The sequence below is a fragment of the Citrobacter sp. RHBSTW-00944 genome (genome assembly GCF_013615435.1).
GTDB classification, from domain to species: Bacteria; Pseudomonadota; Gammaproteobacteria; order Enterobacterales; family Enterobacteriaceae; genus Citrobacter; species Citrobacter braakii.
In genome coordinates this window covers 4,616,881-4,637,715 of record NZ_CP055418.1, presented here as the reverse complement: position 1 = coordinate 4,637,715, position 20,835 = coordinate 4,616,881, and the positions used below count along the sequence as shown (strand labels likewise).

25 protein-coding genes are annotated in these 20,835 nt (G+C 52.5%); 13 read left to right on the top strand and 12 right to left on the bottom strand.

The window, feature by feature from the left end; all coding sequences use genetic code 11:
• Positions 1 to 86 precede the first annotated feature (86 nt).
• The 4 genes from fusA (at position 87) to bfr (ending at position 4,380) form a co-directional block, all read left to right on the top strand.
• Positions 87 to 2,201 (top strand): elongation factor G, encoded by a 2,115-nt coding sequence (gene fusA / locus HV334_RS22580; RefSeq protein ID WP_016154762.1) that lies wholly within the window; start codon positions 87 to 89, stop codon positions 2,199 to 2,201.
• A gap of 69 nt (positions 2,202 to 2,270) precedes the next feature.
• Positions 2,271 to 3,455 carry an elongation factor Tu gene (tuf, locus tag HV334_RS22575; protein WP_003031109.1) on the top strand — a complete coding sequence of 395 codons (1,185 nt, stop codon included), beginning with the start codon at positions 2,271 to 2,273 and terminating at the stop codon, positions 3,453 to 3,455.
• 185 nt (positions 3,456 to 3,640) lie between these two features.
• Positions 3,641 to 3,835, top strand: coding sequence for a bacterioferritin-associated ferredoxin (gene bfd, locus HV334_RS22570; protein WP_003031111.1), 195 nt, complete (start codon positions 3,641 to 3,643; stop codon positions 3,833 to 3,835).
• A gap of 71 nt (positions 3,836 to 3,906) precedes the next feature.
• A complete protein-coding gene (bfr, locus tag HV334_RS22565) occupies positions 3,907 to 4,380 on the top strand; it encodes a bacterioferritin (protein ID WP_016154761.1) in 474 nt (157 codons plus the stop codon).
• 37 nt (positions 4,381 to 4,417) lie between these two features.
• Here bfr and HV334_RS22560 read toward each other — a convergent pair whose 3' ends face one another.
• Genes HV334_RS22560 through gspC form a run of 12 tightly spaced genes read right to left on the bottom strand, consistent with a single transcriptional unit; the run spans position 4,418 to position 15,185 of the window.
• Positions 4,418 to 5,197, bottom strand: a complete 780-nt coding sequence (locus HV334_RS22560; RefSeq protein ID WP_047501483.1) for an A24 family peptidase — start codon at positions 5,195 to 5,197, stop codon at positions 4,418 to 4,420.
• Entirely contained in the window at positions 5,194 to 5,661 is a 468-nt protein-coding gene (locus HV334_RS22555; RefSeq protein WP_047501486.1) for a type II secretion system protein M, read from the bottom strand. Before HV334_RS22555 ends, HV334_RS22560 begins: the two co-directional genes overlap by 4 nt.
• Entirely contained in the window at positions 5,658 to 6,803 is a 1,146-nt protein-coding gene (gene gspL / locus HV334_RS22550; RefSeq protein ID WP_181220922.1) for a type II secretion system protein GspL, read from the bottom strand. The genes HV334_RS22555 and gspL overlap by 4 nt, the downstream gene beginning before the upstream one ends.
• 10 nt (positions 6,804 to 6,813) lie before the next feature.
• A complete protein-coding gene (gene gspK, locus HV334_RS22545; RefSeq protein WP_181220921.1) occupies positions 6,814 to 7,800 on the bottom strand; it encodes a type II secretion system minor pseudopilin GspK in 987 nt (328 codons plus the stop codon).
• The gene (locus HV334_RS22540) at positions 7,797 to 8,369 is read right to left on the bottom strand and encodes a type II secretion system protein GspJ (RefSeq protein ID WP_181220920.1); all 573 of its coding nucleotides are present in this window, start codon (positions 8,367 to 8,369) and stop codon (positions 7,797 to 7,799) included. The genes gspK and HV334_RS22540 overlap by 4 nt, the downstream gene beginning before the upstream one ends.
• A complete protein-coding gene (gene gspI, locus HV334_RS22535; protein WP_181220919.1) occupies positions 8,353 to 8,739 on the bottom strand; it encodes a type II secretion system minor pseudopilin GspI in 387 nt (128 codons plus the stop codon). Before gspI ends, HV334_RS22540 begins: the two co-directional genes overlap by 17 nt.
• Positions 8,736 to 9,227 carry a type II secretion system minor pseudopilin GspH gene (gene gspH / locus HV334_RS22530; RefSeq protein ID WP_181220918.1) on the bottom strand — a complete coding sequence of 164 codons (492 nt, stop codon included), beginning with the start codon at positions 9,225 to 9,227 and terminating at the stop codon, positions 8,736 to 8,738. Before gspH ends, gspI begins: the two co-directional genes overlap by 4 nt.
• 5 nt (positions 9,228 to 9,232) lie before the next feature.
• Entirely contained in the window at positions 9,233 to 9,625 is a 393-nt protein-coding gene (gspG, locus tag HV334_RS22525; RefSeq protein WP_047358922.1) for a type II secretion system major pseudopilin GspG, read from the bottom strand.
• A gap of 54 nt (positions 9,626 to 9,679) precedes the next feature.
• Positions 9,680 to 10,891 carry a type II secretion system inner membrane protein GspF gene (gspF, locus tag HV334_RS22520; protein WP_181220917.1) on the bottom strand — a complete coding sequence of 404 codons (1,212 nt, stop codon included), beginning with the start codon at positions 10,889 to 10,891 and terminating at the stop codon, positions 9,680 to 9,682.
• Positions 10,888 to 12,378: a type II secretion system ATPase GspE gene (gene gspE / locus HV334_RS22515; RefSeq protein ID WP_080860787.1), complete on the bottom strand. Its 1,491-nt coding sequence runs from the start codon at positions 12,376 to 12,378 to the stop codon at positions 10,888 to 10,890. The genes gspF and gspE overlap by 4 nt, the downstream gene beginning before the upstream one ends.
• Positions 12,379 to 12,384: 6 nt before the next feature.
• Positions 12,385 to 14,337 carry a type II secretion system secretin GspD gene (gene gspD, locus HV334_RS22510; RefSeq protein WP_249415081.1) on the bottom strand — a complete coding sequence of 651 codons (1,953 nt, stop codon included), beginning with the start codon at positions 14,335 to 14,337 and terminating at the stop codon, positions 12,385 to 12,387.
• Positions 14,338 to 14,387: 50 nt separating this feature from the next.
• Positions 14,388 to 15,185, bottom strand: coding sequence for a type II secretion system protein GspC (gene gspC, locus HV334_RS22505; protein WP_181220915.1), 798 nt, complete (start codon positions 15,183 to 15,185; stop codon positions 14,388 to 14,390).
• A 166-nt stretch (positions 15,186 to 15,351) separates the two neighbouring features.
• On the opposite strand from gspC, the gene HV334_RS22500 reads away from it, so the two are divergent.
• The 9 genes from HV334_RS22500 to rplV all read left to right on the top strand — a co-directional run bounded on the left by HV334_RS22500 (position 15,352) and on the right by rplV (position 20,825).
• The gene (locus HV334_RS22500) at positions 15,352 to 16,866 is read left to right on the top strand and encodes a peptidoglycan-binding protein (protein ID WP_181220914.1); all 1,515 of its coding nucleotides are present in this window, start codon (positions 15,352 to 15,354) and stop codon (positions 16,864 to 16,866) included.
• The gene (locus tag HV334_RS22495) at positions 16,866 to 17,249 is read left to right on the top strand and encodes a hypothetical protein (protein ID WP_103767385.1); all 384 of its coding nucleotides are present in this window, start codon (positions 16,866 to 16,868) and stop codon (positions 17,247 to 17,249) included. The genes HV334_RS22500 and HV334_RS22495 overlap by 1 nt, the downstream gene beginning before the upstream one ends.
• A gap of 206 nt (positions 17,250 to 17,455) precedes the next feature.
• Positions 17,456 to 17,767 (top strand): 30S ribosomal protein S10, encoded by a 312-nt coding sequence (gene rpsJ, locus HV334_RS22490; RefSeq protein WP_001181005.1) that lies wholly within the window; start codon positions 17,456 to 17,458, stop codon positions 17,765 to 17,767.
• Positions 17,768 to 17,799: 32 nt separating this feature from the next.
• The gene (gene rplC / locus HV334_RS22485) at positions 17,800 to 18,429 is read left to right on the top strand and encodes a 50S ribosomal protein L3 (protein WP_003031117.1); all 630 of its coding nucleotides are present in this window, start codon (positions 17,800 to 17,802) and stop codon (positions 18,427 to 18,429) included.
• Positions 18,430 to 18,439: 10 nt separating this feature from the next.
• On the top strand, positions 18,440 to 19,045 hold the full coding sequence (rplD, locus tag HV334_RS22480; protein WP_003031119.1) for a 50S ribosomal protein L4: 606 nt from the start codon (positions 18,440 to 18,442) through the stop codon (positions 19,043 to 19,045).
• The gene (gene rplW / locus HV334_RS22475) at positions 19,042 to 19,344 is read left to right on the top strand and encodes a 50S ribosomal protein L23 (RefSeq protein WP_000617546.1); all 303 of its coding nucleotides are present in this window, start codon (positions 19,042 to 19,044) and stop codon (positions 19,342 to 19,344) included. The genes rplD and rplW overlap by 4 nt, the downstream gene beginning before the upstream one ends.
• Positions 19,345 to 19,361: 17 nt before the next feature.
• Positions 19,362 to 20,183, top strand: a complete 822-nt coding sequence (gene rplB / locus HV334_RS22470) for a 50S ribosomal protein L2 (RefSeq protein WP_016154746.1) — start codon at positions 19,362 to 19,364, stop codon at positions 20,181 to 20,183.
• Between the two features lie 16 nt (positions 20,184 to 20,199).
• Entirely contained in the window at positions 20,200 to 20,478 is a 279-nt protein-coding gene (gene rpsS, locus HV334_RS22465; protein WP_001138115.1) for a 30S ribosomal protein S19, read from the top strand.
• 14 nt (positions 20,479 to 20,492) lie between these two features.
• Complete coding sequence (gene rplV / locus HV334_RS22460; protein WP_000448832.1) at positions 20,493 to 20,825, top strand: 50S ribosomal protein L22; 333 nt, start codon at positions 20,493 to 20,495, stop codon at positions 20,823 to 20,825.
• The last annotated feature ends 10 nt before the right edge of the window (positions 20,826 to 20,835 follow it).

The window sequence follows — 20,835 nt, the reverse complement described above, 5'->3', positions numbered from 1 at the left end:
GTTTTAGTCACCAGGCGGGCGCTTCTAGTAAGCAGCCCGCTTTGGGCTACTTAAATTGAACGCCTAAAAGATAAACGAGGAATCAAATGGCTCGTACAACACCCATCGCGCGCTACCGTAACATCGGTATCAGTGCGCACATCGACGCCGGTAAAACCACTACTACCGAACGTATTCTGTTCTACACCGGTGTAAACCATAAAATCGGTGAAGTTCATGACGGCGCAGCCACCATGGACTGGATGGAACAGGAGCAGGAGCGTGGTATTACTATCACCTCCGCAGCGACTACTGCATTCTGGTCTGGTATGGCTAAGCAGTATGAACCGCATCGCGTAAACATCATCGACACCCCGGGGCACGTTGACTTCACTATCGAAGTAGAACGTTCCATGCGTGTGCTTGATGGTGCAGTAATGGTTTACTGCGCAGTTGGTGGTGTTCAGCCTCAGTCTGAAACCGTATGGCGTCAGGCAAACAAATATAAAGTTCCACGCATTGCGTTCGTTAACAAAATGGACCGTATGGGTGCGAACTTCCTGAAAGTTGTTGGTCAGATCAAAACCCGTCTGGGCGCGAACCCTGTTCCGCTGCAGTTGGCGATTGGCGCTGAAGAAGCGTTCACTGGTGTTGTTGACCTGGTGAAAATGAAAGCCATCAACTGGAACGAAGAAGATGCAGGCGTAACCTTCACTTATGAAGATATCCCGGCTGACATGCAGGAACTGGCTGAAGAATGGCACCAGAACCTGATCGAGTCCGCTGCGGAAGCTTCAGAAGAGCTGATGGAGAAATACCTGGGTGGTGAAGAACTGACTGAAGAAGAGATCAAAAAAGCTCTGCGTCAGCGCGTTCTGAACAACGAAATCATCCTGGTAACCTGTGGTTCTGCGTTCAAGAACAAAGGTGTTCAGGCGATGCTGGATGCGGTAATTGATTACCTGCCATCCCCAGTAGACGTACCTGCGATCAACGGTATTCTGGACGACGGTAAAGATACTCCGGCTGAGCGTCATGCTAGCGATGAAGAGCCGTTTGCTGCTCTGGCATTCAAAATCGCTACCGACCCGTTCGTGGGTAACCTGACCTTCTTCCGCGTGTACTCTGGTGTGGTTAACTCCGGTGACACCATCCTGAACTCAGTGAAAACTGCACGCGAGCGTTTTGGCCGTATCGTACAGATGCACGCTAACAAACGTGAAGAGATCAAAGAAGTTCGCGCGGGCGATATCGCTGCTGCTATCGGTCTGAAAGACGTGACCACTGGTGACACTCTGTGTGACCCGGATCACCCGATCATTCTGGAGCGTATGGAATTCCCTGAGCCGGTAATCTCCATCGCGGTAGAACCGAAAACCAAAGCTGACCAGGAAAAAATGGGTCTGGCTCTGGGCCGTCTGGCTAAAGAAGACCCGTCATTCCGCGTTTGGACTGACGAAGAATCTAACCAGACCATTATCGCCGGTATGGGTGAGCTGCACCTCGACATCATCGTTGACCGTATGAAGCGTGAATTCAACGTTGAAGCGAACGTCGGTAAACCTCAGGTTGCTTACCGTGAAGCGATTCGCGCGAAAGTTACCGATATCGAAGGTAAACACGCTAAGCAGTCTGGTGGTCGCGGTCAGTACGGTCATGTTGTTATCGACATGTACCCGCTGGAGCCGGGTTCAAACCCGAAAGGCTACGAGTTCATCAACGACATCAAAGGTGGTGTAATTCCTGGCGAATACATCCCGGCCGTTGATAAAGGCATCCAGGAACAGCTGAAATCTGGCCCGCTGGCTGGTTACCCGGTTGTTGATCTGGGCGTGCGTCTGCACTTCGGTTCTTACCATGACGTTGACTCCTCTGAGCTGGCGTTTAAACTGGCCGCTTCTATCGCCTTCAAAGATGGCTTTAAGAAAGCGAAACCAGTTCTGCTTGAGCCTATCATGAAGGTTGAAGTAGAGACTCCGGAAGAGAACACCGGTGACGTAATCGGTGACTTGAGCCGCCGTCGTGGTATGCTTCGTGGTCAGGAATCCAACGTCACTGGCGTTGTTATCCATGCTGAAGTTCCGCTGTCTGAAATGTTCGGATATGCAACCCAGCTGCGTTCTCTGACCAAAGGCCGTGCTTCTTACTCCATGGAGTTCCTGAAGTACGACGATGCGCCGAACAACGTTGCTCAGGCCGTTATTGAAGCCCGTGGTAAATAAGCCACAGGATTAAAACCTAAGTCCCGTGCTCTCTCCCCAGGGGAGAGCACTATAGTAAGGAATATAGCCGTGTCTAAAGAAAAATTTGAACGTACAAAACCGCACGTTAACGTCGGCACCATCGGCCACGTTGACCACGGTAAAACTACCCTGACTGCTGCAATCACCACCGTACTGGCTAAAACCTACGGCGGTGCTGCTCGTGCATTCGACCAGATCGATAACGCGCCGGAAGAAAAAGCTCGTGGTATCACCATCAACACTTCTCACGTTGAATATGACACCCCGACTCGCCACTACGCACACGTAGACTGCCCGGGCCACGCCGACTATGTTAAAAACATGATCACCGGTGCTGCGCAGATGGACGGCGCGATCCTGGTTGTTGCTGCGACTGACGGCCCGATGCCGCAGACTCGTGAGCACATCCTGCTGGGTCGTCAGGTAGGCGTTCCGTACATCATCGTGTTCCTGAACAAATGCGACATGGTTGATGACGAAGAGCTGCTGGAACTGGTAGAAATGGAAGTTCGTGAACTTCTGTCTCAGTACGATTTCCCGGGCGACGACACTCCGATCGTTCGTGGTTCTGCTCTGAAAGCGCTGGAAGGCGAAGCAGAGTGGGAAGCGAAAATCATCGAACTGGCTGGCTTCCTGGATTCTTATATCCCAGAACCAGAGCGTGCGATTGACAAGCCGTTCCTGCTGCCTATCGAAGACGTATTCTCCATCTCCGGTCGTGGTACCGTTGTTACCGGTCGTGTAGAGCGCGGTATCATCAAAGTTGGTGAAGAAGTTGAAATCGTTGGTATCAAAGAGACTGCTAAGTCTACCTGTACTGGCGTTGAAATGTTCCGCAAACTGCTGGACGAAGGCCGTGCTGGTGAGAACGTTGGTGTTCTGCTGCGTGGTATCAAACGTGAAGAAATCGAACGTGGTCAGGTCCTGGCTAAGCCGGGCTCTATCAAGCCGCACACCAAGTTCGAATCTGAAGTGTACATTCTGTCCAAAGACGAAGGCGGCCGTCATACTCCGTTCTTCAAAGGCTACCGTCCGCAGTTCTACTTCCGTACAACTGACGTGACTGGTACCATCGAACTGCCGGAAGGCGTTGAGATGGTAATGCCGGGCGACAACATCAAAATGGTTGTTACCCTGATCCACCCAATCGCGATGGACGACGGTCTGCGTTTCGCAATCCGTGAAGGCGGCCGTACTGTTGGTGCGGGCGTTGTTGCTAAAGTAATGAGCTAATTATTGATTAATTAGCTTTGAGCTTAAAAAGGGCGCTTCGGCGCCCTTTTTGCTGTCCGCGATTTAGCTGTTGTCATATTTATTCGCATTTTTCATTCATTCTCCCGCTGCGTAAATAGCGTTGTGCTATTGTAATCATAACTATTCTCATTTACACTTTGCGCAGAAATTGAACGGGAGCGATCATGTACGTTTGTTTGTGTAATGCGATAAGTGATAAAAAAATACGTCAGGCTGTTCGCCAGTTTCATCCTCAGTCCTTTCAGCAATTGCGTAAATTTATTCCTGTTGGAAATCAATGCGGTAAGTGCATTCGTGCTGCCCGCGAAGTCATGCAGGATGAATTAACGCAAATGCCAGAATTTAAAGAGATCGCCTAAGTCACACTCTTTTTTTTGACATCCCTGTAGCCCCATCTACGCTCTAAGAGTGGAAGCGGAGGGACTATAAAATGAAAGGTGATGTTAAAATCATAAATTATCTCAATAAACTATTGGGAAATGAGCTTGTCGCAATCAACCAGTATTTTCTCCATGCTCGTATGTTCAAAAACTGGGGACTGACTCGCCTCAATGATGTTGAGTACCATGAATCTATCGATGAGATGAAACACGCTGATAAATATATCGAGCGTATTTTATTCTTAGAAGGGCTCCCAAACTTACAGGATCTTGGTAAGTTGGGTATAGGCGAAGATGTTGAAGAGATGCTGCAATCCGATCTTCGACTCGAACTCGATGGGGCTAAAGATTTACGTGAAGCCATTGCCTATGCCGACAGCGTCCATGACTACGTTAGCCGGGATATGATGATCGAAATCCTTGCTGATGAAGAAGGTCACATTGACTGGCTGGAAACGGAACTGGATCTGCTCCAGAAGATGGGACTTCAGAACTATCTTCAGGCACAGATTCGCGAAGCGTAGATGCAAACTTTGCAGAGCGGCAGGCCTGCCGCTCCTTTCAGTACCCGATAACACCTGAGCTTTGTGCGCTGAAAATCAACCAACCTGCCAGTCCAAGCCACGGACCGAATGCGATAAGCGGTATCGACGTCCTTCGGGTAAGGCGTAGGATCAGCCACCAGACAATGCCCAGCAATGATGCAGCGAGTAAAATGGGTGGTAGCGCTGGCCATCCACACCAGGCACCCATCGCCGCCAGTAGCTTAGCGTCACCCAGGCCGATGCCCTCTTTTCCCGCGAGTATTTTGCATCCCCACCAGACCAGCCATAGCGTCAGATAGCCAGCGACAGCGCCGTACAGCGCGTCGGGTAACATCTCTCTGTCGTAAACGCTGTGATATAGCAGACCGAGCCAGAGCAGCGGCTGCGTCAGCACATCCGGCAGCAGGTACGTCCGGAGATCAATTTGCGCCAGGGCGAAAATAAACCAGAACAGCGTCATGATGGCAATCGCATCTGATATTGAAGAGACAAACGCGGCGCTAAGCGCAAAAACACAAGAACACGCCAGTTCAGTCAGTGGGTAACGCCATGAAATGGGCTGAGCGCAGGCCTGGCAACGCCCCCGCTGCCACAGCCAACTGAATAGTGGAATAGTGTTACGCACCGATAGCCTGTGCTGGCAGTGCGGACAGTGCGACGGAGGCCAGGCGATATTCCATGTTTCGCTGTGCCGATGCTCAATCATGATCGGCAGTCGATAAACCACTACATTCATAAAGCTACCGACTATCAGCCCGACAAGCGCCATTGCTGCAATGTTGATGAGTTCCGTCATTTCCCCACCGGATAGAGTTCAAGGGCTTCCACCGCAATCTCCCCGGCGACCGGGCGGGCGCTAAACGTGAGTTGCGAAACCTGTATTCCCTCATTTTGTAGGGCATTAAGCCACGCAAATAATGGTTCGGTTTTAACAACGGGAAGCGAGATCGCAAAATGATCGGGAGTGGATGTCACAACGCTGATATTCAAACCTGCCTGCTGCGCGCTATGTTGTATCAGCGCCGGATCGGTCTTTGTGCCCGGTCTGCTGGCAACTAATCCGCGACGCTGAATCGCCTCATTTACCCACTGGATCTCACTCCTGAGACGATCATTTTCCTGTCCCTGCTGTGCAATAGCGTTATCCAGGGGCTGAACCACGCCGTACCAGAATCCCGCCAGCAGACAGAAAACGGCGAGGAATATCAGACTGCGTTGCTCTCTGCCGTTTTTTTCGCTCCACCAGCTATTCATATTCATTTGCGCTCCTTCAGGATCAGCCGGACGCTATCTGTCGTCCCTTCTGGCGGTTGAGTCAGGATAAATTCGTCGTTTGTCTGCACCATAAAGCGGCGAAGATGTTCCGGATCGCGAACGTTGAGCGTCAGGGTAAAAAGGCGTTGTTCGAGCCGGTAGTTGACCTCGCGGATGGTAAGCCCCGGCAATGTGCTTAATCGGGTCTGAAGCTGAGTCAGTAACGTCAGCACATCCGGATAGCGATCCCTCGCGGACGATTCGAAGAAATATTTAAAATTGCTGTTGCGGTTATCACCTGGGAAATAGCGGTTCCACAGGGTGGCACCTTCAGCTGAGAGCGCCTGTTTCTGTTGATGAAGCTGCCAGAGCATCACCCCTTTCAGCCCTGAGAAGAGCGCTATCGCCAGGGCAAATGTTGCTATGGCGGCATATTTCAGCAGACGCGGGGTCGGTTGTGTCGGGGGCAAAGGGCGGAAGCTGCCGTGTAATACGTTAATGTCCTGAATATTATCGCCATTGCAGGCGCACGCCAGCGGCGGCTGCCAGTCAAGGTATTCGACATAAGCGTGAGGCACAGGAAGCGGGCTGGCGCTGATGATTTTTTGCTCTGTATGGCTGGCGAGTAAATGCGTGAGCAGTGCCTCACTCAGCACGCCTGTTTTCCACGCGTCGTAACGGATTAACCATCGCTCATCTTGTTTTAGCAGACTCCAGCTATCCGTGACATACGGCAGCCAGAAACCATCCGGAACGATATGCGTCAACGTCACGCCAGCTGTGCGGAAAGTCGTCAATAGATCGTTCAGCGTGGTCCTGGCGATCCCGGCGAGATGGAGCGTGTTTTCTTCTCTGGCGAGAACCGTCCAGTGCAGGCTGTCTGTATCACCGACAACGGCGTCCTCCACCAGCCAGCCCAGCGTTTGTTCACTGATTTTGTAGTTTTCCGTCGGTAATTCGACGCGGCGAAAACAGAAATAATCAGGCGACAGGAACAGGCAGGCGTTACCGGCATCAGGCAGGTCGGCCAGCGCGTTTGGCTGGAGGTAATCCGCCTGTTCAACAATAACCGGAAGTTGTGCCTCGTTGGGGCAGCACCATTCCAGTTTTCCCGGCAGCGGACGTAGCAGTAATGTGTCTGGCGTCATTTAGTTCCCTTTAATGGTCGCGCGCCACGCTTTTGCGGGCTGTAATAAACAGAGCCTTTCTTTTGGGATCGTATTCCAGCTGGCTGATGGTGCTCCCGGCGCTATCGCCCTGTTCGATAGTCGTTTCAAGGCGGAAGTAACGACTGGTCGCCACCGCAATGCTTTTGAATGTGGTCTGCGACAGCTTATGAGCCGGATTATCCTTATCGAATGTCTTTAACAACGTCTCAATGCTGATTTTGCGTCCTTTGTGCGGGGTATCAAAAAAGCGCTCAATCTCGCGTGGCGGGACAGCATTATTGAGCATCGCCGCAAGCAACGGTGCATCCCGGCGCGTCAGGGTGTTGATGTTGATTTTTAGCTCATCATCAGGCAGCGCGCAGAGTAGCGGGGAGATTTGCTGGTAAAGAGAAAGCTTCATCCCTTTGATTTGTTTGAGCTCACTGATTGACCAGATACGTCGTCCGCCAATGGTGTGGGGGTCGTTACTTGTCTGGTAATACTCATTTTCGGCACCGGAGGCGCGTGGGATATCGTCGTTATCGATGTAGTCGGCGATAGCATCAACCAGCGCCTCAGCTTGGGCATTGGTGACGCCAATGTTGTCCAGCAGTGCCAGAAAGACGCTCACGCTGGCGGGCGGCTCTTTCATTCGGTCGGTCGGGGCGTTAATCAGCGCATTAATGTTGTAACAGGCCTGCTCGTCAGATAGCTGCCAACTGACAACGTCGCCGCTGGCGAGCTGAATACGCTGCGGCTGCGCCCAGAGCTGCTCGTGAGTGAGGTATTTCTCATTATCCCGCAGGTCCTGTTCAAGAATACGCATGGCCTGGCTTTCAGCCAGCTCTGCCAGCCAGTTTTGCTGTAGCCGCATCCGGGTGTAGCTGGTGCGTTTGAGGTTGATCTGGTAGCGCACGGTCATTTCGCTGGCCAGCGCCGCCATAATTGCCAGGATCATCAGCACTACCAGCAGCGCCACGCCCTTTTGCCGGGTCATTGCTGTTCTCCTGGCTGGCGGTTCTCTGGCCACAGCGTCAGACGAGTTATTGTGCCGGAATCAGCAAGTTTAAGAGTGACTTCCATCGCGCCAGGAGATGGGATTGTCGCCGTGTCCGTCCACGCTTTCTCTTTACTGTTGTAATAACGCAACGTGAAGGCGTTCACACCATTGAGCATCGGCTGAGTGATGGCCGGAGTTGCATCTTCCGGGTAGCGCCAGAGCGTGCGGTATAAAGTATAATCCTGCAGATACCACTGAACTCGCTGGATATCGGGCGCGCAGCAGGCGCCAGGATAACTGTTACTGCTGGCTGTCGTCAGCATCAGCGTCTCTTTTTCGCCCTGCAATTCGGTTACCGGCACCCGCTGTCGGATATCTTTATCCAGCAAATTGACGGTACGCACGATAGCGGAAAAACGCTGCTGATGCTTTTTGGTCTGCTCGTTACTGTCAATTGTCGTTGTCAGCATCTGCGCCGTCAGCAGGCTGAGCATGGCGAACAGAGCAATAGCCAGTAAAACTTCCAGCAGGGTAAAGCCGCGCTGTTTCTCAGGGCTGGGAGACATTTTGCGGTCCTCCTTGCGGCGAGAGAATAAAGCGCTGCAGGCGGATCTTCTGCTTGTCCTCAAGGGTGACGTCAGCTGTCCAGGTGTTGAGGCCGGAAGTATCGACGGGTGAGACTGTCAACGACCAGTCCCAGCGGCGTTTACCCATAATGCTGCTGCCTGTCGCTGTTTTAGCGGGGCTCTGCCCGGCCAGTTGATAGGTTTTGAGCACATTATCCGCTACCCAACCGGCAAGTACCTGTTCTTCCATTTTTGCGGTGGCGCTAACCTGACCGTGCAGGCTGTTGAGTAGCGCGAGAGAGCAGGTGGCGAAAATGAATATCGCCAGCAGCACTTCCAGAAGCGTCATTCCTGATTGCCTTTGGCTCATCGGCTTTCGCCTCGGGTGAGCACCAGCGGCAGCCCGCCGGTGCTGGCGAGCGTGAACAGCAGCGTATTATTTTTACGGCTGCGGATGTGTAGCGTAAACGGCGTAATTTCACCGTCCGGGTGAATCAGAATTTGCGGCATGCCGACGGATTGCCTGGCGAGCGACGCCGGGAACAGAGCCACCTGCCAGTCGCTTTCCCACTTGCCCTCGGTCGCCAGGCGATAGAACCGGGTTGGCGTCTGCCAGCGATTGCCAATCGGTGTGACGATGCGCCAGCCTTGTTCGCGGAGCTCAATACCGGTACTGCGGTCCTCCATGGTTGACCAGTCAGCGGCATATTCAGTCAGCGCCGCCAGCTGCTCGGCTGCGGTAATAGCTTTCGCGGTATCATTTTGTCGCCCGTAGGTCATCATCACCAGCGAGGCGCCAAGCGCGGTAATCGTCAGCACCAGAATGACTTCCAGTAGCGTGAATCCCTTCTGCCTCATTCCGATTATTTCGCTTTACCCAGTTCCCAGTTAGTAATGTCGTCAGCGGTGCCGGGTTCACCGTCCTGACCTGCGGAGAGAATATCGTAATCGCCGTGTTCACCGGGGCTTACCAGCAGATACTCATTACCCCAGGGATCCTGTGGCAGACGCTTGATATAGCCCTTCGCGTTATAATTTTCCGGGATTGGGCTGGCGGTCGGTTTTTCGACCAGCGCCTTTAGCCCCTGCGCCGTCAGCGGATAGCGATAGTTATCCAGTTTGTACATATCCAGCGCATTCTCCAGCGCCACGATGTCGCTGACGGCTTTCTGGTGATCGGCTTTGTCTTTATTGCCCATTAAACTGGGGACGACCAGGCTTGCGAGGATGCCCAAAATAACCAGCACCACCATCATCTCCAGCAGCGTAAATCCTCGCTGCTTATGTGCATCACTATTCACGTTTTATCCTTAACTTACCAATGAGTTGAGTTGCAAAATGGGTTGCAGAACCGAGACGATGATGAACAGCACAATCATCGCCATCGTAATAATCAGCGCGGGTTCAAACAGCGCCAGCGTCAGCGCAATTCGGTTTTGTAGCAGTGTTTCCTGCTGGTCGGCGGCGCGCGCCATTAGCTCGCTGAGCTGGCCGCTTTTTTCCCCGGAGGCAATCATGTAGAGCATCATCGGCGGGAAGAGATCGCATTTTTCCAGAGCGAGATGAAAGCCTGAGCCCTGGCGCACGCGCTCCGCGGCCTGACCCAGCCGCTGACTGATTTCTCGGTTACCGATGCCTTCGGTTGCCAGCGTCATCCCTTCCAGCAGCGGAACGCCGCTGATATTAAGAATGCTCAGGGTGCGCAAATAACGGGCGCAGTGGATTGCGCGCAGCAGGGCGCGACTGAGTTTGAAATCAAGAAGCCAGCGGTCAAGCAGATGCCGTTTGCCGGGACGGGTGAGCCAGTGGCGAAACAGGAAAAAGGCAATCAGCAGCAATGCGATTACCCACAATCCGTAGTCGCGCATGGCACCACTGATTGCCAGCAACACGCGCGTGGACATCGGCAGCGCTTCTTTCATATGCAGAAACTGCTCCACGATTTTGGGCACTACGGTGGTGAGCAGGATAGCGACGACGGCGATCGCTACGCTGGTCAGCAGGGAAGGATAAATCAGTGACTGGATGAGTTTACTGCGCGTTGCCTGGCGTAACTCATTGTAGTCAGCCAGCTTTTCCAGCACACAGCCGAGCTGTCCGCTTTTTTCACCGGCTTTCACCAGCGTGCGGTAAATGGAATCGAAGATCCGCGGCCAGGCGGCCAGCGATTCGGAAAGCGTATGTCCGGCGAGGATCCGTTCGCGCAGGTCGTGTAGCACCAGCCCCAGTTTATTATTTTTGTTCTGCCGGCCAATAACAAACAGCGCCTCTTCAAGCGGTAGCGAAGCGTTGGCCAGTGTGGCGAGCTGGCGGGTGAACAGCGCCAGTTCACTGCCGCTAAGCCGTAAACGAGGCGTTTTTTTTACCGTCCGTAACAGCGAAATGACCTTTTTCTCATTTAACACCAGCGGGTGCAGACCCTGGGCGCGCAGCGCCTCGCGCGCCTCTTTGCTGCTGGCGGCATCCAGCGTTCCACGGTGAGTCGTGCCGCTGTCATCCATTGCCTGCCATTGATATTTCATCGTGTATCCTCTTGCGCAGAGGTGACGCGCATGACTTCCTCAAGCGTGGTCTCGCCTGCCAGCACGCGCAGCAGGCCGTTCTCCCGCAGGCTCCGGCTTTGCTGGCGCAGGCACTGCTCCAGGGCGTGTTCATCGGCGTCGCGATGGATGATGCTGCGCATAGTTTTATCCACCAGCATAATTTCATGAATCGCCAGTCGCCCCTGGTAGCCAGTTCCCCGACATTCGCCGCATCCGCAAGCCTGCCAGATTGTCTGAGCGGTGGGATCGAGCGCGTGCAGGAGGGATTTCTGAGAGTCAGGAATGGGAGCATGCACGCGGCAGGCCGGACAGAGGCGACGCACCAGGCGTTGGGCGATAACGCCGCTTAGCGATGATGAGAGCAGGAAAGGTTCAACGCCCATGTCCCGTAATCGGGTGATCGCACCGCAGGCGCTGTTAGTGTGCAGGGTGGAAAGCACCAGATGTCCGGTGAGCGATGCCTGAACCGCTATCTGCGCGGTTTCGGCGTCACGAATTTCGCCGACCATGACGATGTCCGGATCCTGGCGCAGGATGGCACGCAGTCCCCTGGCGAAAGACATATCCACCCGGCTGTTTACCTGGGTTTGTCCGACGCCTTCCAGCTCGTACTCGATGGGATCTTCGACGGTCAGGATATTACGCTGGGGGGAATTCAGCTCGGCGAGAATCGCATACAGCGTGGTGCTTTTTCCCGACCCCGTCGGGCCGGTGACGAGAATGATGCCGTGCGGCTGCTGTACTAAACCCTTCAGCCGCAGGCTATCCACCGCCGATAGCCCCATATTCTCCAGCGTCAGGCGCAGACTGTTTTTATCCAGCAGACGCAGTACAGCTCTTTCGCCGTACTGCGAGGGCAACGTCGAAACGCGGACGTCAATATTTTTGCGTCCGAGGCGCAGGGAAATACGCCCATCCTGCGGCAGTCGTTTTTCGGCAATATCCAGCCGCGCCATTACTTTGATACGTGAAATCAGCAGCGGCGCCAGTTTTTTAGCGGGCTGAAGGACTGGCTTGAGGACACCATCGATACGAAAACGCACCACCAGCGATTTTTCGAAGGTTTCGATATGCACATCCGACGCGCCTTCCCTCACGGCTTCATGAAGAACCGCGTTGATCAGGCGGATAACCGGTGCGTCGTTTTCATCACTGAGCAGATCGGCGTTGTCGGGTAACTCCTCGCTCAGCGCCGTCAGGTCGATCTCCTGATCGATATCCTGGGCAATCTGCCGGGACTCTCCGGCGCCGTGCTGGAAAAGTTGCTCCAGGTGGTCGTCAAATTGCGCTGGCGTCAGGCGGCTGAAGCGCTGGCAGGCAACGCTGGCCTCCAGTACGTTTTCCAGCGGCGTGTCGGTGCGGTAGAACAATTCATCCGCCGCGACCGCGATACCAAATTTTTGCCCCTGCGCGTAATTAAGCGGCAGAGGATGCTGGGGAGGAATGCGCGTCCATAAGTCAGTCATGTTGGATCACTCCCGGAAGGGGTTGCGCGATGGCTGGCTGTTGGGCACGTCGGACGACACATCGAAATTCAGCTCTTTAAGCATCGGGCGTTCTTCATCCTTCACGCCAAGCAATCCACTGGATTGCTTATCAATACGCTGCTGCTGTAAATCACGAAATCGGGTGTACTTATCCTTTGAGAGCGAACGATAAACCTCGTCGTCGCGAATAATGGTCGGCCTGATAAAGACCATCAAATTACGCTTCGCATTTTCCGTTGAGGTGTAGCGGAATAGCTGTCCGAGTACAGGGATATCGCCCAGCAGCGGTACTTTGGAAACCTGCTCTTTGCTTGAATCATCCAGCAGGCCACCCAGCACCACGGTTTCGCCGCTTTTGACCAGCACGGCATTCTGGATAGTGCGGGTGTTGAACGTTGGGCCGAGATCGCTGGCGTTACCGGAAGCGGTATCGACGCTCGACACTTCCTGCTCGATCTCCATCAGCACCGCGTCGCCTTCGTTGATTTGCGGTGTGACCTTCAGTTTGGTGCCGACGGTTTTACGTTCGACCGTATTAAAAACGTTGTCGCCGGAGGTCGTTTGCGAGCCGGAAAGCACCGGCACATCCTGGCCGACATTAAACGACGCTTCTTTGTTATCCAGCGTCACAATGCTGGGGGTGGCGAGGATATCGTTTTTGTTGTCGGAGGAGAGCGCGGTGAGCAGGACGCTCCAGTCCCCCTCAAAGAAGCCCGTCGCCAGGCCGTTAAAACTGCTTAACGCGCTGGCAATAGGGTTGTCGCTGGTCATCGAACCATTTTTATCAAACTGGCGCGCGCCTCTTGATGCGTCGAAAATCGGCAGCCCCGTTTTGGTAAACTGCTGACCGCCGACGTTGCTGTTGGCCCACTGCACGCCAAGATTCAGGCCGTTGCCATCCTGGACTTCCACAATGATGGCTTCAACCAGTACCTGTGCGCGGCGAATATCCAGACGAGCGATGACTTTTTCCAGCTCCTGCATGGTGCTCTGGTCTGCGGTAATGACCACCGAGTTGGTTTGTTCATCGGCGTTAATCGAGACATCCCGGGAAGGGGTAGCCACGCTCTGCGAAGACGGCTGCTTGTCTTCCGTCAGTTTGGTTGACACGCCGGTCAGCACTTCAACGATTTTAGTGGCTTTGGCGTATTTCAAATAGAACACGCGAGTATTGCCCTGCGTGGTCTGTTCGATATCCAGTTTAGCGATTAAAGATTTCATCCGCTGGCGCACATTGTCCGGCCCGCTGATAAGAAGGGCGTTGGTGCGCTTGTCGGCGACAATTTTAGGCAGCAGGATCTGCGTTGGGTTTTCCTTTGACTCTTCGCGAATCAGGCTGTTAATTACATCAGATAAATCAACTGCCGAGGCGTAGCGCAGTTTGATAAGCTCACGTTCCTGAGTACCGATAACATCGACCCGTTTCACAACCTCAAGGATGCGATTGACTATATTGGCTTTGCCGGTGATCAACAGCGCATTAGAAGGATCATAATGTACGACGTTGCCGATGCCGCCGCTGTCCATCATCTGGCGTAATAGCGGAGCCAGATCGCGTACCGGGACATTTTTCAGCGCCACGACGCGGGTGATAAATTCATCGCCGACCGCTGGTTGCGACTGTGCCAATACTTTCCCCGGCGCGGTCTTAAGCGTTGCGGAGCGAACAACCTTCAGCAGGCCGTTATCCAGGGTGATAACCGAGTAGCCGTAGATATCGAGAACGCTGAGAAAAAACTGGTAGTATTCCTCCTCGTTGAAACTGTCAAAGCTGCGAACGGAGATTTTTCCCTGGACGGACGGATCGATCAGAATGGTTTTGCCCATTTGCTTACTGACCGAGGTAATAAACTCCCGGAGATCCGCATCCTGGAAGTTTGCCGAATATTGCGCTGACATGGTTTGAAATGGAAAGGCGCAAAACTGGAGCGCCAATATCCATGCAGCCGTTTTTTTAATTCCTTTGCGCAATTTTGTCGTCCTTAAGGTTAATCATTCTCAGTAACGGATACATTCACCAACGCTTCCTGACCGTTTCGTATCACGGTAAACTGGGCAGAGTTTAAGGTTACAAATTCCTGTAGTGCCGCTTTTGCTGACGTTTCCTGAGTTAGCGGATGGTTGTTCATTTTGATCGCAATATCGCCTAGCCTGAGTCCGGTTGCTATAAAACGTTCAACCGGACCACGGGCGTTTAATCTGACGCCCTGTAGCGCTTCCTGCTGATAGATAAAGTTGGTAATAATGATGTCGCTGAGGGAATGTGGCGCGCTGTCATGTGGCAGCGATGGTGCCGGTGCCCTGGAGGATATATCAGGCTCATCAATAAAAGCGATGCGTTGCCGGGAGCCATTGTTATCAATCGTCACGCTATTATTATCAATGTCCGTAATTTTTACGTCAGGGAGATCGTCAAGTTTATCTCCGGTACTGTAAAATTTTGCTTTCTCATTAATGGTGATAATAGCCTGTGAACGTGTTTTTAGCGTGCTCGCAATAATGCCATTTAGCTGGAGATTGAGCATCGAATTTTTAATTGAAACATCTTCTTTATTATCAGTCGCGTTTTCCCTACTGTTTTTCGGTAAATTCATTGGCAGCCTGAGGACAACGGACGTTATTGAGTGACTGGTTTTGTTTTTCGTATTGATAGAATCAATAAATAATCTATAGGCATATAACGAATGAATAATAACAATGACACCGACAAAAAACATAACGCAGTACAGCACATCGTTACGCTTTCTCTTAAATATAAAGGTAAATTGCTTCGCGATAACATCCATTGTTAATAGCATGCCTGTTCTTTTCGGGAGAAGCATGATATAGGCTTACTTTCAGGTTTTCAATTTAATCGTCGGAACATGTCGTTTAATTCAAATATAAAAAATTGATAATATTTACCTGACATATAATAAGTTAAATACCCGCATCAATTACTGGAACTTATCGATGACTGAACGCGCATTACCGTATGCAATTTACTCTTTTTCGCAACATACCCTTATCAAGAATATCTTTATTCATGAGCTGGGCGCTGGCGATGTGGGCGTATTATGCGGCAAACTGGGGTGTGGTAAATCGACGCTTATTTATCAGTTAGGTAAGGATTTTCCCGGCAGGGTAGTGGTGTTTACCGCCACTGGTTTCTCTGGTTTCTGTCAATTGACACACACGGCGTGTACGCACGGAAAACTCCAGCCAGACTGGCGAGATGTGAGAATTAGCCGTTTCTGGTCAACGCTGATGCCTGCCCTTAGTCCGGCAACGCAACCAATAATAATTGTCATTGATAATGCTGACGCGCTCGCCAGACATCTTCCGGCATTTGTCGATAATTTCCGTCATCTGGCGGCTTCATTTGACGCTGGCGCCAGCTTGCTACTGGTGGGGGGCGAAGCGCTCAGGCGTAACCGACGACTTAAACGGCGTGTTACGCTGTCGGCGAGCATCGCTGCGCCGACGGACGATGAATATCTTGATTTTATGCATCAACAGCAACTGCGTGAGGCGGATGGCGAGCCTGTGCGGATGCGTCATGAATTTGTGCGCAAAGCGGTTCGGGCAGTGCAGGGAAATCTGGCGTTGCTGGGGCGCATCGCCCGGGCGGCGAGAAAAATAGCAACGGACAGGCAAGCGGATGTGTTAACCGCTCAACAGGAAAGATTGTTGCTGGAAACATTTACTCTCCGTTCTTGCGTATTGCGCAAGGGAATACTGCCCGGACTTTACGCTGCGCTGGCTTTGACGTTCGGCTGGCTGGCGGTTGATGTTTTTCCCCTTCAACTTCCTGTGCCCGCCGGATTAACGGTGGCGATGACGCAAAAAAAGGAAAACCTGCCGGATATTGGCGACGCACGGGGAGGATTACGCGATGCCATGCAGCAATTATTCAGCGTCTGGGGATTCGACACAGCGCATGACGAGGCATGGTGTGACCAGGCCGATCGCGCTGAGTTGGTGCGCGAAAGCGGCAAGGAACGTTTAGATAACCTCATCAGGCGCGGGTTGCCGTGGATCGCGCATTTGAATATCGATAAACAACCGGTCTACGGTGTTGTGATGCGTGTATCAGGAAACGAGCTGGATCTTATCATTGATAATAAAACCTGGATCGTCAGTCAGGAGTGGCTGGCGAAGCACTGGCAGGGAAATTATACCCTGATGCTCAATTTAACGCCTGACAGGAAAATGCAGATCGGTGAAAAGAGTCCGGCGGAAACCATCATCTGGTTTGATACGATGCTGAGCCGCGCGCTGGGCGTTCCCGGCGATAAATCAGGCTCATGGACGCCATGGTTAATCGAAAAGGTCAAAGCATTCCAGCAGCGGGAGAATTTGCCTGTGGATGGTAAGCCGGGAAAAGAGACGCTGATAAGGCTGCGTCAGAGTCTTGGAGACGCGCCGGTATTAATCAATGAGTCGGCACCTGTGCTAACACATGCGCCGTCTAAGGAGCGAGTGTGATGATGCGAATCTATCAACCCATTGATGCGAAAACAGTGTCGAGTTGCCGCTGGCGGCAGGCGCTGCGTTCCTGTTGCTGGCTGTTGTGGGTCAGCCTGATGCTAATGTGCGGCTACTACGGACATTATGTCTGGTTGGTGCGCCATCCGACAACCGCCACGCAGGGAGTGCCCGATTCTCAGGCGTATCGACTCTCGGATGTGCATTACATTTTTAAGCAGAAACCTCTGCCGATACGCATCGATTTACCCACCCAGAACGAAGAGGGTGACAGTATGTTGGAAGAGATACCCTATGATGAAGCGTCCGAGCAGGAAGTGCCGGATGGCGAAGTATTGCGCTCACGTGTGCAACAAGCGCTGAGAGAAATCGATGGCAAATAGCCATAATCACTTGCATCCGTACTGGCTATACGTATAATACGCCAGCCTGTCAAATCTGACGGGTAGTTCGATATGAACTGTGGCGGTTTACCGTCAACAACGCTCCCAATCAGGGGGCTACGTAAGAACGGTTACACTCTCCCATCAATCGTAATGGGTTTGAGGAGTAACTATTTCGTCTATAAAATAATTGGAGCTCTGGTCTCATGCAGAACCAAAGAATCCGTATCCGTTTGAAAGCGTTTGATCATCGTCTGATCGATCAATCAACCGCGGAAATCGTCGAGACTGCCAAGCGCACTGGTGCGCAGGTTCGTGGTCCGATCCCGCTGCCGACCCGCAAAGAGCGTTTCACCGTTCTGATCTCCCCGCACGTCAACAAAGACGCGCGTGATCAGTACGAGATCCGTACTCACAAGCGTCTGGTTGACATCGTTGAGCCAACTGAAAAAACCGTTGATGCTCTGATGCGTCTGGACCTGGCTGCCGGTGTAGACGTGCAGATCAGCCTGGGTTAATCAGGTCATCGAGCGATTGAGAGGTTGATACAATGATTGGTTTAGTCGGTAAAAAAGTGGGTATGACCCGCATCTTCACTGAAGATGGCGTATCTATCCCAGTAACCGTTATTGAAGTTGAAGCAAACCGCGTTACTCAGGTTAAAGATCTGGCTAACGATGGCTATCGCGCTGTTCAGGTTACCACCGGTGCTAAAAAAGCTAACCGCGTAACTAAGCCGGAAGCTGGTCACTTTGCTAAAGCTGGCGTAGAAGCTGGCCGCGGCCTGTGGGAGTTCCGCCTGGCAGATGGTGAAGAATACACCGTTGGTCAGAACATTAGCGTTGAACTGTTTGCTGACGTTAAAAAAGTTGACGTAACCGGTACCTCTAAAGGTAAAGGTTTCGCTGGTACCGTTAAGCGCTGGAACTTCCGTACCCAGGACGCTACTCACGGTAACTCCTTGTCCCACCGCGTTCCGGGTTCTATCGGTCAGAACCAGACTCCGGGCAAAGTGTTTAAAGGCAAGAAAATGGCAGGTCAGCTGGGCAACGAACGTGTAACCGTTCAGAGCCTGGACGTAGTACGTGTTGACGCTGAGCGCAACCTGCTGCTGGTTAAAGGTGGTGTTCCGGGTGCGACCGGTTGCGACCTGATCGTTAAACCAGCTGTGAAGGCGTAAGGGGATAGCAATGGAATTAGTATTGAAAGACGCGCAGAGCGCGCTGACTGTTTCCGAAACTACCTTCGGTCGTGATTTCAACGAAGCGCTGGTTCACCAGGTTGTTGTTGCTTATGCAGCTGGTGCTCGTCAGGGTACTCGTGCTCAGAAGACTCGTGCTGAAGTAACTGGTTCAGGCAAAAAGCCGTGGCGCCAGAAAGGTACCGGCCGTGCGCGTTCAGGTTCTATCAAGAGCCCGATCTGGCGTTCAGGTGGCGTGACCTTCGCTGCTCGTCCACAGGACCACAGTCAAAAAGTTAACAAAAAGATGTACCGCGGCGCGCTGAAAAGCATTCTGTCCGAACTGGTACGTCAGGATCGTCTGATCGTTGTCGAATCATTCTCTGTAGAAGCGCCTAAAACTAAGCTGCTGGCACAGAAACTGAAAGACATGGCTCTGGAAGATGTGCTGATCATCACCGGTGAGCTGGACGAAAACCTGTTCCTGGCTGCGCGCAACCTGCACAAGGTTGACGTACGCGATGCAACTGGTATCGACCCGGTTAGCCTGATCGCCTTCGACAAAGTCGTAATGACTGCTGATGCTGTTAAGCAAGTTGAGGAGATGCTGGCATGATTCGTGAAGAACGTCTGCTGAAAGTGCTGCGCGCACCGCACGTTTCTGAAAAAGCGTCTACTGCGATGGAAAAAACTAACACCATCGTTCTCAAAGTTGCTAAAGACGCGACCAAAGCAGAAATCAAAGCTGCTGTGCAGAAACTGTTTGAAGTCGAAGTCGAAGTCGTTAACACCCTGGTAGTTAAAGGGAAAGTTAAACGTCACGGACAGCGTATCGGTCGTCGTAGCGACTGGAAAAAAGCTTACGTCACCCTGAAGGAAGGCCAGAATCTGGACTTCGTCGGCGGCGCTGAGTAAGTCGGAGGAGTAATACAATGGCAGTTGTTAAATGTAAACCGACATCTCCGGGTCGTCGCCACGTTGTTAAAGTGGTCAACCCAGAGCTGCACAAGGGCAAACCTTTTGCTCCGCTGGTTGAAAAAAACAGCAAATCCGGTGGTCGTAACAACAATGGCCGCATCACCACTCGTCACATCGGTGGTGGTCACAAGCAGGCTTATCGTATTGTTGACTTCAAACGCAACAAAGACGGTATCCCGGCAGTTGTTGAACGTCTTGAGTACGATCCGAACCGCTCCGCGAACATCGCGCTGGTTCTGTACAAAGACGGTGAACGCCGTTACATCCTGGCCCCTAAAGGCCTGAAAGCTGGCGACCAGGTTCAATCTGGCGTTGATGCTGCAATCAAAGCAGGTAACACCCTGCCGATGCGCAATATCCCGGTTGGTTCTACTGTTCATAACGTAGAAATGAAACCAGGTAAAGGCGGTCAGCTGGCACGTTCCGCTGGTACTTACGTTCAGATCGTTGCTCGCGATGGTGCTTATGTCACCCTGCGTCTGCGTTCTGGTGAAATGCGTAAAGTCGAAGCAGACTGCCGTGCAACTCTGGGCGAAGTTGGCAATGCTGAGCATATGCTGCGCGTTCTGGGTAAAGCAGGTGCTGCACGCTGGCGTGGTGTTCGTCCTACCGTTCGCGGTACTGCGATGAACCCAGTCGACCACCCACATGGTGGTGGTGAAGGTCGTAACTTTGGTAAGCACCCGGTAACTCCGTGGGGCGTTCAGACCAAAGGTAAGAAGACCCGCAGCAACAAGCGTACTGATAAATTCATCGTACGTCGCCGTAGCAAATAATTTTAGAGGATAAGCCATGCCACGTTCTCTCAAGAAAGGTCCTTTTATTGACCTGCACTTGCTGAAGAAGGTAGAGAAAGCGGTGGAAAGCGGAGACAAGAAGCCCCTGCGCACTTGGTCCCGTCGTTCAACGATCTTTCCTAACATGATCGGTTTGACCATCGCTGTCCATAATGGTCGTCAGCACGTTCCGGTATTTGTTTCCGACGAAATGGTCGGTCACAAACTGGGTGAATTCGCACCGACTCGTACTTATCGCGGCCATGCTGCTGATAAAAAAGCGAAGAAGAAATAAGGTAGGAGGAAGAGATGGAAACTTTAGCTCAACATCGCCATGCTCGTTCTTCTGCTCAGAAGGTTCGCCTTGTTGCAGACCTGATTCGCGGTAAGAAAGTGTCGCAGGCTCTGGATATTCTGACCTACACCAATAAGAAAGCGGCTGTACTGGTTAAGAAAGTCCTGGAATCTGCCATTGCTAACGCTGAACACAACGATGGCGCTGACATTGACGATCTGAAAGTTACGAAAATTTTCGTAGACGAAGGCCCGAGCATGAAGCGCATTATGCCGCGTGCAAAAGGTCGTGCAGATCGCATCCTGAAGCGCACCAGCCACATTACTGTGGTTGTGTCCGATCGCTGAGACTCTGGAG